This is a genomic window from Pedobacter petrophilus, assembly GCF_009674725.1.
Taxonomy (GTDB): Bacteria; Bacteroidota; Bacteroidia; order Sphingobacteriales; family Sphingobacteriaceae; genus Pedobacter; species Pedobacter petrophilus.
In genome coordinates, this window is record NZ_WKKH01000009.1 from 1 (window position 1) to 15,092 (window position 15,092).

At 38.9% G+C, this 15,092-nt stretch carries 6 protein-coding genes; 1 reads left to right on the forward strand and 5 read right to left on the reverse strand.

The window, feature by feature from the left end; all coding sequences use genetic code 11:
- Positions 1 to 249: 249 nt before the first annotated feature.
- The gene (locus tag GJU39_RS07645; RefSeq protein ID WP_154280198.1) at positions 250 to 5,826 is read right to left on the reverse strand and encodes an alpha-2-macroglobulin family protein; all 5,577 of its coding nucleotides are present in this window, start codon (positions 5,824 to 5,826) and stop codon (positions 250 to 252) included.
- 282 nt (positions 5,827 to 6,108) lie between these two features.
- Here GJU39_RS07645 and GJU39_RS07650 point away from each other — a divergent pair, with 282 nt between their 5' ends.
- Positions 6,109 to 6,537, forward strand: coding sequence for a nuclear transport factor 2 family protein (locus GJU39_RS07650; protein ID WP_154280199.1), 429 nt, complete (start codon positions 6,109 to 6,111; stop codon positions 6,535 to 6,537).
- Positions 6,538 to 6,808: 271 nt separating this feature from the next.
- Here GJU39_RS07650 and GJU39_RS07655 read toward each other — a convergent pair whose 3' ends face one another.
- The 4 genes from GJU39_RS07655 to GJU39_RS07670 form a co-directional block, all read right to left on the reverse strand.
- Positions 6,809 to 7,213 (reverse strand): hypothetical protein, encoded by a 405-nt coding sequence (locus GJU39_RS07655; protein ID WP_154280200.1) that lies wholly within the window; start codon positions 7,211 to 7,213, stop codon positions 6,809 to 6,811.
- Between the two features lie 99 nt (positions 7,214 to 7,312).
- Positions 7,313 to 9,877: a type I DNA topoisomerase gene (gene topA, locus GJU39_RS07660; protein ID WP_154280201.1), complete on the reverse strand. Its 2,565-nt coding sequence runs from the start codon at positions 9,875 to 9,877 to the stop codon at positions 7,313 to 7,315.
- Positions 9,878 to 10,619: 742 nt separating this feature from the next.
- Positions 10,620 to 11,891, reverse strand: coding sequence for a nucleoside recognition domain-containing protein (locus GJU39_RS07665; protein ID WP_154280202.1), 1,272 nt, complete (start codon positions 11,889 to 11,891; stop codon positions 10,620 to 10,622).
- Between the two features lie 199 nt (positions 11,892 to 12,090).
- A complete protein-coding gene (locus GJU39_RS07670; RefSeq protein ID WP_154280203.1) occupies positions 12,091 to 14,949 on the reverse strand; it encodes a S9 family peptidase in 2,859 nt (952 codons plus the stop codon).
- Positions 14,950 to 15,092: the final 143 nt, after the last annotated feature.

Consider the following 15,092-nt stretch of genomic DNA (forward strand, 5'->3'; position numbering starts at 1 on the left):
TTGTTGCTGTCCAAAAATATATTTGTCCTATCTCGATATAACTTTGGCGCTTTTGCTGAAATAAATCATCCATAACAGGTTACTATTTAGTTCCCACTTATATTTCGGTTGATGAAGACACGAACCGAGGCAAAGTAGTCTCGCCCGTTCAAAAGATAACAATACCTCACATTGCTATCGTTTAGGATGATTTAACCCGCCATGGTTCGTGTCCCCACGAACCATAACAGATATAGTTACGTTTCAAAATTACTTCACCACCTGCACCCATTTTCCATCCTGCGTAGCAGAAATGTCATTGTTATACATGGCTTCGCACTGAACAGCTGATAAATAATATTTGCCTAAATACGATGCATTTAGCAATACCTTGTAAACCAGACTTTCATTTTCCCTGATATTGAAATAAGTAAATACCCGATCGTCGCGAATATCCTGATAAGTGAAAGGAGAGGAAGCAAGTATACTCTGATTATCATTTACCCTTGTATTGATAATTTCCCAGCCCGATGGAAATATCTGCGTCAATGCCATTTGCTCATAATAACCCATGTTTCCAGGGTTTTTCACCGTCACTTCAGCATAAAAATCCATTCCCTGCTTTAATGTTGTCGGATCCAGAACGGTTCCGTTTAAACGTTTATAAACAACATTCATATCTAACACATCTGGTCGGTTTGGCAAGAAATTATTCTGACCAGCAACTGGTTGTCCTTGCAATACTAAACGAACAAATAATACATTATTTCCTTTATTCGTTACGGATGCTGTGTTCCCTTTGAAATTGATAGCAGTGCTATTAATGTACTGTCCAGAATTAACAGGCGCTGACTTCCCATCTAAAACATATTGATATTGCAATTTATTTGAAGATTGATTTGTTCCGCAAAACTTCGCAATTGCCAATAAACTATACGCAGTGGTTTGCGTACTATACCAGGTATTTTCCCCAATTTTTACAGCTACTGATTGTAATAAGCCCGCCGCTTTAGCTTTTTGACCTAATAAGGTTAGGGTTTCCAAAATCATCGCCTGATCACGAACATCTGAACCAAATGTTCCACCCAATTGCTTATATGGCTTTATAGAAGTCTCTAAACCTCTGATCATATTTAGAGCAACATCATTCTGACCTGCAAGTTTGTAAGCAGCTGCCAGACGCCATTTTGCTGAAACAGATAAATATTCGAAAGCTTTCAATCTATTCATTGCTGCCATTTCTGGTTTTTTTGCCAGGGCGAGCATGTATAAGCGGTATGCCTGTGATAAATCACCTCCATAGAAATTGTTGCTATTTGGTGCCCAGTTGGCCGCTTTTGTTTTTTGATAGCGCAACAATTCGTCGAGTAACCCAACAGGTAAAGTATAACCTGCATTTTGTGCTTCTACTAAAAAGTGTCCGCCATAGTTACTGCCCCATTCATCGGCATTCGCATCTCCAGGCCAGTAAGATAATCCACCATCAGTGGTTTGGAAATCTTTTATTTTGGTAATTCCGACCTTGATGTTTTTCTCAGTCATGGCTTTCTGTTGCTCATTCAATGGACTTAATCTATCCAGGTACAACTGAGGAAATATACCTGAAGTGGTTTGTTCGATACATCCATGTGGATATTGAATCAAATAATTTAATCGTTGTTTAAGGTTAATCGCCGGAATAGAAGAGACTTCCAGCGCTCCTGAATTGGTACCCGTCATACCAATTGGCGAATAATTTATTGCCCATTTTTGTCCAGGCTGAACGGTTGCAGAAACGACGTTCGTGATGTAAGGATTTGGGTTTCGGATATCCATTTCCACATCGTAATCTGTCCTTTCGCCACCACTTTGAGCCACTACTTTAACTTTAGCAATACCAACAGTGTTTGGTGCTTTCACCTCAAAATAAGCCATTTGTTCGCCAGTTTGCTTATAGTAGAGTTGTTGTTTGTTAGTTCCCTGAACAATTAAATTACTCGCCTGAAGCTGAACTGAAACATTTTTAAGATTTTTTTCAGTTGCAAAAACAGTAACGGGTAGGGTAAACGTTTCACCCGGACCAATCACCCTTGGTAGGGTGGCCAAAACCATTAATGGCTTTTTAACCTGAATAGATTTTTCAGCAAAACCGTAAGCTGCATCCTGACCAGCAACAACCATGGCCCGGACTGCACCAATGTACTGAGGCAGTTTGAACTTATGCGTTTTACTTTCGCCTTTGCCGATGGTAAATGGCCCCATAAATTTCACCACTGCTTTAAAGCGATTGGCTTTTGCAGGGTTTAAATTTTTATTGATCGATCCATCACCTCCAATACTTAAAATTCTTTCTAAATTTCCTCCCCATGCGCCTAAAACATAATCGAATAAATCCCATGTTTTAACGCCTAATCCCTCCCGGGCATAGAATGCACCATGCGGATCTGGTGTTTTAAAACGGGTTAAATCCAGTAAACCTTCATCAACCAAAGCGATGGTGTAAGTCATTGCTTTCCCGTTTTGCTCGCCAACGGTGATGGTATTTTCTGTTTCTGGCTTAATCTTATCCAGCATTTTAATGGTTGGCTTTAAAACCGTTTGAGGATCTTCCACCAGTATAGGAATAGCACCGTACATCCGGATGGGTAAATCGTTCACCGTTTGTGCATGTGGTTGCAATAGCGTAATGTTTGCGAACACATTAGGGGCCATTTCTTTCTCGGCTTTAAACTTATACTGTGTTTGACCAGCCTTCGTATCTATCCAAAAAGTTTTTAAAACACGACTGCCGTTTTCAATAGAAACCAATGCCCTTCCGTTCTCTGCAGTTGGAATTGTGAGGGTAATATCTTCACCAACGGTAAATTTTTCTTTGTTCGCTGTGAAAGATAGCATAGACGCTTCAGTTGGATTAGCTCCCTGCTCTCGCTGTGCCCAGCCCGGCCAATCCACGTAAACAGACTTCCCGGTTACATGTCCGCCATTTAAATCACGAACCAGAATTAAATAACGGCCCCATTCCGGTTCATCAACTCTTAAATTCCAGCTGCCTTTTCCGTTAGATAAGGTAACCTGTTTGGTTTCAATAAGCTTATTATATTGATTTTGAGTAAAGTTTGCGAAGGTGTATTGATCATCTTGTTCCCACCACCAACGCCATTGCGTTTTATATAATTCTACCTGCACGGTTTTGGTACCAGCTAATAGTTTTCCATCAGTATTTACATTTACAATCTCAATTTTATGGTCTTTACCAGTAACTAACATACCACTTAGTTTATCACCTTTTTCCGGCCGGATACCTAAATAGCTATTGTAAACATGGTACGGGATACTAAAATTATCAATACTGAAATTACCACCTGGTTCAAAAACCTTGGTAGTGAAGTTTGCTCTTAAAATACCGGGGGCAGTGTTATTCTCATTTAGATTTGTATTAATCTGAGCCGTTCCAGCTGCATTCAAAGTTCCTTCGAAAATAGTTTTTACTTGCGATTCAAAGTTCACCGTCGGATTATCGAAACTATAGCCGTCGAAACCTTTAAACTTAGTTTCTGTGGTATTCAGATTTACATCCACTTTCGCTTTTAAATTTTGAGCAGCTGCACCAAACAACCACTTGGCGGTTAGGGTAGCCGCAGAAGTTCCGGCTTTTAAATATGGCCTGTTGCCTACATTGAAATCGATCTTTAAACGGTTTGGCATTACCGTTTCAATTTTTAAGGTTTTAGTAAATGTTGCACCACCGGCTTTAACTTTCGCCGTCCAGTTACCAGTAGGTGAGGTGCTTTCAGTCGCGATTTTGAAAGTATAGAAACCATTAACGGGTTTACCATTAATCAGTCGTTTATATAATTGTCCTTTGGGATTAGATAATTCCATCGTAACCGGATAATTAGCTGGCAATTTCTTCAACTTATCTTCAAGCACGAAGGAAACAAATAAGCTATCACCAGGCCGCCAAACGCCACGTTCCCCATAAATGAAGCCCTTTATTCCACTTTGAACAACGTCGCCGCCCACATCAAATCTGCTCAAAGGAAGTGAAGTTCCATCATCCAGTTTCAGGTAGCCACGTTCCGATCCTTTTTTAGCAATTAACAGAAACGGCTGGCGTTTCAAATCAAATCTTGCAAAGCCATCACCATCGGTTTTAGTTGTAAAAATGATCTGCTTCTGGTAATCCATCAGTTCGAGTTCTACACCACTTAATGGTTTCGCTGTTAGCAAATCTGTTGCTACAATGAGCATACTATTATCGTTCCCACGTTTAGCAACCAAACCAATATTTGAAGCCAGCAAGTTTCGGCTCACCCAGCGTTCGGATGAATAAAACGATCGCGTACAAGGGTTCTCGCGGTCACCCCAGCGGTAATCAGGTATATAATAATTATTATAATGAAGCCAAAAATCGTCGTCTTCGTCTATCTTCTCTCCATAGCTTTCCTCAGTTTCTCCGTCACTTTCAGCTTTTTCATCGTTGGCTTTACAGTTATAAGCATTGTATTCTCTTCTAAACGCTATCGTAACGCGGTACATGGCACCTGGTTCGGTCCGAATCATCTTATCCAGATCTAAAGTAAACCGGTTCTTTTTATGAAGATTTAAAGCTTTGTCTTCATCCAGGCGAATGGTTTTCTGCAATACTGGCTTTGCTACCCTGCGAAGCTCATTCCCATCTTTGTAATTATTGGTTTGGAAAAATTGAGGGATGTTATTTTCGTAGATTTTAATAATGGTGACATCAACCGCTTTTAAGTTGATGGCCTCGAATGGCAATACCAGTTTATCTGAATTTGGCAAAATTGTTCCTGCACCTGAAATGGTAACCGCCGGCAGCTTATCTTCGAAAACAAGGTTAGCCGTTTTTCCGCCAGAAAGCGTTTTACCATTTATATTTTCTATACCATTGTTTACGTTTAACGCGTAATTTCCCTTAAGCTCTTCAGCCGCGTATACTTTCACCTGACTTGCATCGATTGTATACCTCAAATCACTCAAATTTCCAAGAGAAATCATTCCGGTTAAATCCTGGCCTACGCCAATGGGTTCTGAAAATTGAACCAGGGCATAATCTTCCTCGCCCTGAATGGCTTTGATATCTAAAACCTCGAATTTATTTAACGCAGGGATACGGATTTCTTCCTTGCCTTTTTCTTCAGCGTCGATCGCGTCACCATCCCAATCTAATTTAAGGGTTTGATCCGCACCTTGTTTTTTGATGCTATCGATGGTAAATTTTGAAGTGTTTTTTGCCGGATCATGCTGCCATTTTATTTTGAGCTTCTGGTCGAAATCAAGTTCAATTATTTTCTCAACTTTCGAAGTTTCTTCCGCATCTGCAGTTGCCACCTCTCCGGTAAGCTTCATATAATCTAAAGACGTATTATTTTGTGAAACCAAGCCATTTTGAACCAGCATAATGCCTGGTGTGATCACTTTAAATTCGAAGTCAAAATCTTCTAAACCTTTTTCCGTAGCCGAAACTTCCGATAATTTGAAACTTGCCTCATATTTTTTACCTGGTTTAAGGTTTTCATCTGGCCTGAATTCTATTGTTTGCGGATCGATCCAAAAGGCTTTTCCTGAAATGGATGGAGAAAAATCAAATAATTCACGAGAATCAGCTTTTCCCAAATCCTGCATACCTGTTGCCGCATTGGCTAAATGCACACGAATAAAACTCTTTTTTGAGATTGTTCCTGATGTATAAGCTTCAATGTACTTTGCATAGGCTTGATTATCTTCATTTGATTTCTTTTTATGTCGGAAATAAATAAATAATATCGCAGCGATTGAAACTGCCAATAAGCCTAAAAAAATAATTTTCTTCTTAGAGGACGATTGATAGTTAGATGATTGTTCCATTTTTCAGATTAATTAGATGGGAATGAAAGTAGATTAAAATTCTGAGTAAATGGAATTATGTGGAAAATTAAGAATCAATTGGAATTTTTTTGTCCGTTTTAACAGGCATGTTGTCCTTGTTTAATCTCAATGTTGTCTGCCTTTAAATAATCTTTGGATGAAGAGGTAACTGTTTCGGTATATAAATCCTCTAAACAATAAAGTTAAATATTCAGGGAATTTTGATTTGTTCCTTTAAGATGATTTAGATAAGTTTACCACATCAATCCAATTCTACCAGATATGATTAAGAAACTATTTATTTTTGCATCACTGATAATAAGTGTAAATTTTGCCTTTGCTCAAAAAACTGCGGTAGAGGAAGCCGTGACCAAACTTTCCCGATTAATGGTTAATCCTGATAGCATAGCCTTAGATAAACTAATTCTTAACAATTTAAGTTACGGCCACTCCAGTGGCAAGGTTCAAACCAAACAAGAGTTTATGCATTCTTTATTGTCGGCAGAATCTGATTTTGTCGATATAAGCCTAACAGACCAAACTGTAATCATTCAAAATAAAACAGCCTTAGTACGCCACACTTTAAATGCAAAAACAAACGATAAAAATATTCCCGGAAATGTGAAACTGTATATCTTATTAATTTGGAGTAAGGAGAAGGCAGGGTGGAAGTTACTCGGCAGACAAGCGGTTAAGGTACCGGAGAAGTAGGGGTTGTTTTAAGTCTTTAGTCCAGAGTCCAGAGTCTTGAGTGGTTTTATGAGGTAGCAAGTCTAGCGTCCTGAACTCTTCATTCAATCGATATAAAAGGCAACCGCGAATCCCTTATTTTGAACGGTTGCCAACAGAATGGAGTGGTAAACTTCAATTTTCCCTTCCATCTAAACCTTTTAAAAAATAAGTATCAACTTACTTCATAACGGCTGCGCACTAAGTGTGATGGATTTTAGATTAAAGACTTAGGACTAAATCCTACAGAAAACTATCTAATCATCACGCCAGGTCTGTTTACCAGGGGAATTTTAATCAGGTTCGTATCTACAATACTTTCAGGAAGGAAAATGAATTTTTTATCATAAATGGTAGAGCCAATATAATAACTCAACCAATACTCATTTGTTAAGCCAAAAACTTCCGGGTCGATTGCCTCCACACCTTTAAAGCCTTGTGCTTCCATATCGCCAACGAAGTGCCTCAGTACAGATGTTTTAACTTGCTTTCCATCCTTTTCACCATAACCCTTAGAACTAATTAAAACATTCGTAATCGGTTCATCTTTAAGGTTAACAAGATAAACCGTCCAGTTCTTTACCTCCGGAGTTTCACCCATCAGTACAACTGCCATCGCGATATCTTCAACGGTATTTTCTGGTAAATCTGCTTTCATTTTGGATTAAGGATAAAAGATCAAAGAATAAAGACAATGAATTATCAGGTTTTAAACGCTTAATCTTTAATCCTTGTTCCTTATTCTTTTTTCAAAAATTTATTTCTTTTTAGCCACCGCCTTTTTTGCAGCCGGGGCCTTTTTCTTTGCCGGTGCTTTTTTCTTCGTTTCGAAAGCGTTTGGCACTTGTTCTACAATCATCTTTTTAACTACTTCCAAATCAATGTCAACCAATTCTTCGGGGGTATATTTCTGTTTTGTAGCTTCGTTGTTCCTCAGCTTTAGCATCAACTTTCCAAAACGGATAAACGGTCCCCAACGACCATTTTCGATCGATATTTTCTCCGCTTCCCAGGTTTTAATGAAACGATTGGCTTCCTTTTCAACTTTCTTGCCAATCAGCGTTTCGATATCTTCCTGAGATAGGTTATCAAAATCATAGCCTTTTGCAGGGATATTGATGAATAAATCATTCCACTTAATAAACGGACCGAAACGGCCTTTCCCTTTGGTAACGCCTAAGCCCTGATAATGTGCAATTGGTGCATCAGCATCCATTTTTTCACGGATAATCTCAACGGCCCTATCGTAGGTTACAGATAAAGGCTCTTCATTTTTAGGAAGTGAGATAAAACTTTCTCCCCACTTTACATAAGGTCCGAAACGACCAATACCAATCATCACTTCTTTGCCTTCAAAATCAGGTAGAGAGAATGGAAGTTTAAACAATTCTAATGCGTCTTCCAGCTGAATAGTTGCAACAGACTGGGTTCTCATTAAACTTGCATAACGAGGTTTTTCCTCATCATCCTGTTCGCCAATTTGTACCAGCGGACCAAATTTGCCAACTTTTGTATAAACGTTTTTGCCTGTAGCCGGATCTAAACCTAATAAACGCTCGCCCGTTGCACGTTCAGCAGTTTCTAAAGTATTTTCAACCTCCTGGTGGAAGGGGTTATAAAAAGAATGAAGCATTTTAGTCCATTCCTGCAAACCCTGGGCAATCTCATCAAATTCCTTTTCTACATTCGCAGTGAAATTAAAATCAACAATCCCCTTGAAATGTTCCACTAAGAAATCATTTACCACTTCACCAATATCAGTAGGGAAGAGCTTTGATTTTTCAGCACCGGTAATCTCAGATTTAATCTCTTTCGTTACTGCACCATTATTTAAAACTATCGCTGTGAATTTACGCGCTTTACCATCCCGGTCTTCTTTCACCACATAACCACGGTTTTGAACCGTCGATATGGTTGGCGCATAAGTAGAAGGACGGCCAATGCCCAATTCTTCTAATTTCTTTACTAAACTGGCTTCGGTATATCGTGCAGGCGGCCGAGAATAACGTTCTGTCGCCTGCATTTCATTCAAAAATAATTCCTGTCCTTTAGCCAATGGCGGTAGGATAGAGCCACCTTCTTTTTCTTCGCCTTCTTCCTCGTCTGTAGATTCTAAATAAACTTTAAGGAAACCATCGAATTTCAAGACTTCACCTTCAGCAACTAAATGTTCCTTTCTGGTAGATGCGGTAATCTGAGCTGTTGTTTTTTCGAATAAAGCTTCGCTCATTTGCGATGCGATGGAACGTTTCCAGATCAAATCGTATAAACGTTTCTCTGAAATGTCGCCGTCTACAGTATGCCTGTCGAAATAAGTAGGGCGGATGGCTTCGTGAGCCTCTTGTGCGCCGGCAGATTTGGTTTTATATTTTCTTGGCTGATGGTATTGGTTACCATAAGCCGATTTAATTTCTTGTTCAGCAGCTGATAATGCCGTATCGGACAGGTTTACCGAATCCGTTCTCATATACGTAATCTTTCCAGCCTCATATAATCTCTGCGCTACCTGCATGGTTCTCGCAACGGAGAAACCTAATTTACGGGATGCTTCCTGCTGAAGAGTAGATGTAGTGAAAGGTGCAGCCGGGTTTCTTTTCGCAGGTTTTGTTTCTAAACTGGTGATATTGAATTTAGCTGTAGCACAGTCCTGAAGATACTTCTCTGCATCGGCTTCGCTTTCGAAACGTTGCGGTAATTCTGCTTTAACAAGCTCTCTACCTTTTCCGGTTGAAAACTGAGCAGTGATTTTAAATGCTGCAGAAGCTTTAAAGTTTAAAACTTCTCTTTCCCTGTCCACAATTAAGCGCACAGCGACAGATTGCACGCGGCCAGCTGATAAAGAAGGTTTAACTTTTTTCCATAACACAGGTGAGAGTTCAAAGCCAACCAACCGGTCTAAAACGCGGCGTGCCTGTTGTGCATTTACCAGATTATAATCGATACTTCTTGGACTCTCAATTGCTTTTAAAATGGCTGGCTTGGTAATTTCGTGAAATACAATTCTTTTTGTTTTTTCTGCTTTCAGGCCTAAAGTTTCGAATAAGTGCCAGGAAATTGCTTCTCCTTCCCGGTCCTCATCGGAGGCTAGCCATACCATTTCGGCTTCCTTAGCTAATTTTTTAAGTTCGGCGACCATACTTTTCTTATCAGCAGGTACCTCGTAAGTCTGGGCGAAATTATTTTTGATATCAATAGCCATATCGCCCTTTACCAAATCCCGAATATGGCCATAGCTTGATTTCACCAGGAAATCTTTACCTAGATAGCCTTCTATAGTTTTGGCTTTTGCGGGTGACTCAACAATTAATAAGTTTTTGGCCATGAAATACGATTTTGTGCAAATAAAGCTATAATTAAAGCATAAATCAAAACATGCGTAGTATTTAATGTGATTTTTTTTGAATTTATAAAGTATTGTAAATCATTTTTAATTTAAACAGATACTTAAATCGTTGATTTTTAGAATGGATTCTATTAAGCAAATCTTGCTAAAAATCTTTGCTCTCAAAGAGTAGCCCAGGTTTTCTAGTCTATAACTGCAGCAGCATGAATAGGATTAAGAAGTTATTTACAACTTAAATAAAAGTTATAAATTAAAATTTGCAACACTTAGAGCCTGTTTAAATTTGAATGAAAAATATTTGTAAGTCAGTCTGAGCCTGTTGAAGACCCTATTTAAATAATGTGGAAATACTTCGAAGATTAATCCCAATTTATCTGCAACCTCAGTATGACATAAAAGCAACGTAAATATATAGTAAAAGAAAATTTAAACAGTCTCTAAGAAAATAACCTCAAAACCAAACTAAATAACCTCAAATTACATGATAATAACCTCAAGACAGAAGAAAACAACCTCAAAACCAAACTAAAGAACTTCAAATTACAAGATAGCAACCTCAAGACAGAAGAAAACGACCTCAAATCAAAGGCTAATAGCATTTAATCAAAAGAGAAAATCCTCAAAAGAAAAACTTCTTAACGCGTGGCATAACATTCCTTTTTATTCAATTTATACAGGCTTTTAGTATATGGAATGTTTGAATATAGAAAAGAATAGAATCCTAACCGAAAAACAAATAACAAATTCCAATTGCTGTACATACCCCTACCAGATCTGCCAGAAGCATGGAACCAATGGCATATCTTGTATTTTTGATTTGGACTGACCCAAAGTAAACAGCAACGACATAAAAAGTAGTATCTGATGCGCCCTGGAAAATGCCAGACAATCTGCTTGCGAACGAATCTGCACCATAGGTTTCCATCGTGCTCACCATCATCCCCCGGGCAGCACCGCCACTTAAAGGTCTGATAAGTGCGGTTGGAAGGCCTTCTACAAATCGGGTATCCGTTCTAAGATAAACAAATACGCTTTTGATTCCATTAATTACCACATCAAAAGTGCCGCTGGTACGCAAAAGGCTTATTGCTACCAACATGCCTACCAGATAAGGAATAATATTAATTGCGGTTTTAAATCCATCTTTTGCGCCATCAATAAAGGCATCAAAAACATCTATTTTTTTATATAGTGCACCCAATACAATGATTAAAAAGATAAATAAAATCAAACCATTACTTAACAGTCCGGAAAAGGACTGAATCCCTGCTGCATCTAAAGACCTGATATAAAGTACCAGACTGGCAATAATGGCAGAGAGGCCAAGAATCCAGCCAATTACCACAGGTTGAAACAGATTAATCTTTTGCTTGAAAGAAACAATTAGCATTGCTGCCATTGTACCCACAAATGTTACGATCAGGCAGGGAATAAAAACATCGGTAGGGTTAGATGCATTTTGAGAAGCACGAATAGCAATTACACTTACCGGAATTAAACTTAAACCAGCAGCATGCAGACATAAGAACATAATTTGTGCATTGGAAGCCGTATCTTTTTGAGGATTGAGCTCCTGAAGACTTTCCATAGCCTTTAATCCAAATGGGGTTGCAGCGTTATCAAGGCCGAGCAAATTGGCCGAGAAATTCATAATCATGTGTCCCATGGATGGATGACCTTTTGGAATATCCGGAAATAATTTCGAGAAGAATGGTCCAACAATTCTGGATAATAATCTAATACCACCAGCTTTCTCAGCAATGCTCATCAAACCCATAAAGAGGGCTAAAATACCTATCAGTTTCAGGCAAAGTTCTACCGATACCCAACAGGTTTGAATAATTCCATCCAATTTAAGCGGGTTAGCTGCATCATCAGCTTTACCAATGACCATCCAATTGAAGATATCAGTTTGTCCTAAAAAGAAACATTTAATACTTGCTACAACAATTGCAACGATGATAAAGGCCGACCAGATTCTGCTTAATGCCATTAGGTTTGTTCAGTTTTATTTTAAAGGGTTGAAAATACCTTTTTTAAATGAAAGTATAAAGGGTGCTTTAGCGAATGAGTCAGGAGTGTTTAAGTCCTTAGTCGCAAGTCTAATATACTAAAAATAAAAGTCCATAGTGTATAGCTTTCAAACTACAAACTATGGACTTATGACTAAGGATTCATTCCTGACGATGGCCTCACGGTTTACCGTCTGTTAATTCAAAACCCCAGGTTTTACCTTTTTCGGTTGCTGGTATGCCACTGGTCATCCAGGCAGGTGCCTTTGCGCCCTTAAGATAGTAATCAAAAAATTGCTGTTCACGAATTTGAATATCTTTTCTATTCTGACGTTGAACGAGATTATGGGCTTCGCCATTGTAGTTTAGCATCCAAACCGGTTTACCTAAGCGGCGTAATCCGGTAAACATTTCAATTCCCTGGTACCATGGCACCGCTCCGTCAGCGTCATTCGCCATTACCACAACTGGTGTATTCACTTTCGGGAACATAAATAATGGTGAGTTTTCGATGTATAATTCTGGTTTCTCCCAAAGTGTAGCACCGATTCGGCTTTGTGTTTTTTCATACTGAAATTGGCGGTTCATCCCGGTTTCCCAACGAATTCCACCATAGGCCGACGTCATATTCACTACAGGTGCTCCAGCCCAGGCTGCAGCATACATGTCGTTTTGAGTAATGAGATAAGCCACTTGATATCCTCCCCAGCTTTGTCCCTGGATACCGATTTTCTTGGCATCAACCCAGTTGTTTTTTTTCAGGTTTTCAACCCCGGAATTGATGTATTCTACTGCCGATTGTCCCGGATGTCCATTTTCGTAACTGATATCAGGAGCAAAAACAAGGTAGCCGTTGCTCACGAAAAACGAAATATTTAAACGGGAAGGAGTAGGGGCCGGCGCCTGATAGTTGTATAACCCATCAGTTAATTTTTCGTAGAAATATGCAATCATTGGATATTTCTTATTCGGATCAAAATTTTCCGGCTTATACAAAATACCTTCAGCCTGATAGCCCTTCGGAGTAGTCCATTTCACCAGTTCTGCTGTTCCCCAATTGTAGTTTTGCTGTTGAGGATTGGTGTTGGTTAATTTGGTTTCTGTTTTGAAATCTGTGGTAACATATACATTCGGAGATTCAACATAACTTGCTTTATCATAGATGTAGATATCTGCAGCTTCTGCTTTAACCAGGTTAGAATATTTATGTTTAGACATTACCACCAATTCAGGTGCCTTAACTGTCCCAACATTGGTGCGGTAAAAGCCATTTTCTTTAGTTGCATTATTAAAACCATTCAACCAAACCAATTCATTTGATTTTACAAATTTGTTATCTGCATTTCTGTCAAAACGGTTTTCTGCAGATAATCTTTCGTAGCGAAAAGTAATTTTGTTCGCCCGGCCGAAACCAGCAGTGATGTTTTTTGGTTCAGATTTTCCATCTGGTGAGAATGACCACAAGTCATATCTGTCGTTCAGGATTACCGCCTTATCATCTGCGGTCCACGTTGCAATTCCGTAGGCCGAAGGCAAATCAGGTACATCGTTATCCTCTTCAACAAATTTTACATTTAAACGTTCGGTAAGTGCAGTTGCTTTTGAAGTTGCAACATTGTATGTATACCAATTTCCACTTTTCCGGTCAAAATACAATACATAGTTTCCACCTGGAGAAGCCATTGCATAACCATTCAATTCAGCAATTATCTTTTTACGCTGCCCTGTTTTAGTATCCACAAGATAATAATCTTTCGAAGTTGATCCGCTCCATTGCGATTCAATTCTATGTCCATAATCTGTTGTTGCCAGCACAGCGTTTGAATTGCCTTCTGCAATTAGATTCGCATCCGGTAAAGTTAAGTCCGTTAAAGGAATCACTTTCGGGTCACTGCTATATACATCAATCACCGATAGGTAGCTTTTTTTACTATCCCTGTCTGCGTTTTTGAGTTGCATTGGCTGCAAGTAATCATCCTTATAGTTCCAAACGTCAACTTTCGCCACTTCGAAATCAACAATTGTTGTATCTTTTGATGCTTTAACAGGAGAGATCCCGAAAAACAATTTCTTCCCGTCCTTACTGAAAGTTACTTTCGCATCGCCATTAACAGACCATTTTGCAGGTAAGCCAGGCATATCAAAATCAACTATTATTTGTGCGGTATCTAAAGTTAGCGAGTTATAATAAACATTATAGTTTTTTATTTCCTGTTTTTCCGGACTTTGTCCGCCTACGAAAGCAAGGTGTTCACTTTCCTCATCAAAAGCAAAGTTTTTAAAGCTTCCTTTCCCTTTGATTAAGGTTTTTAAAATGCCTTTTTCTGTATTCAACAGGTATACCCCTTGCGGAGCGGTCTTATCTTTTTTAGATCCGCTGCAACTAAACACAAGTTGTTTACCATCTTTGCTGAAGGCATAATCAATTACAAACTTAAAAGTACGATCAGTTCCTGTGGTCAGATTTTTAACCACCAGATCGGTTCCCTCTTCAGTTTTGCCTTTTAAGGCTGGTTCATCAGCAAGGAAATCAGCATCGGTGTCTTTTTTTTCTGCGGGGGTAACTGCTTTCTTTGCAGTATCAGGCTTATCTGTGAGGTACGCCATCACACCAGAACCTTCTTCCGGAAATTTGAATGACTTTACCCGGGATATTTTTGTAACGGCACTTGTGCTTAGGTTCGTAATACCCAAAGAATCTTTAGGCATCTCTTCTGGCTTTTTCTTTTTTATCTTAGCCTGGCGAAGATCTTTATTAAACGGTCGGATAGTAAAAGCCGCAAATTTAGAATCGTTGCTGAACTGGGCATTCATTCCCCGCGGAACATTAATTTTAGCACTGGTTTTCAGGTTGCTGATGGAAAGTTGTGCATCGCCTTCCTGTTGAAGGACACCATACATTGCCCAAGTCCCATTATTTGATAGTTGCTTTGCTCCAACTGATTCCCAGGTATCATAAACGGTATGATCTAAGGGTTTCTTTTGCGCATAAGCAAAGCTGACAACGAAAAATAGAATAATTGTTAGTCTTTTTTGCATTTCTGGAAATAAATTAATTAGTCTGTTGTGATTAAGCTCCTAAAATTGGAATTTTTTAGCTTATTAAGAAACATGTATGCCAAATATTACAATTAACAGGTCAATAAAATCATTTTATAGAGGCGGTAAAACAAGAAGCCTTG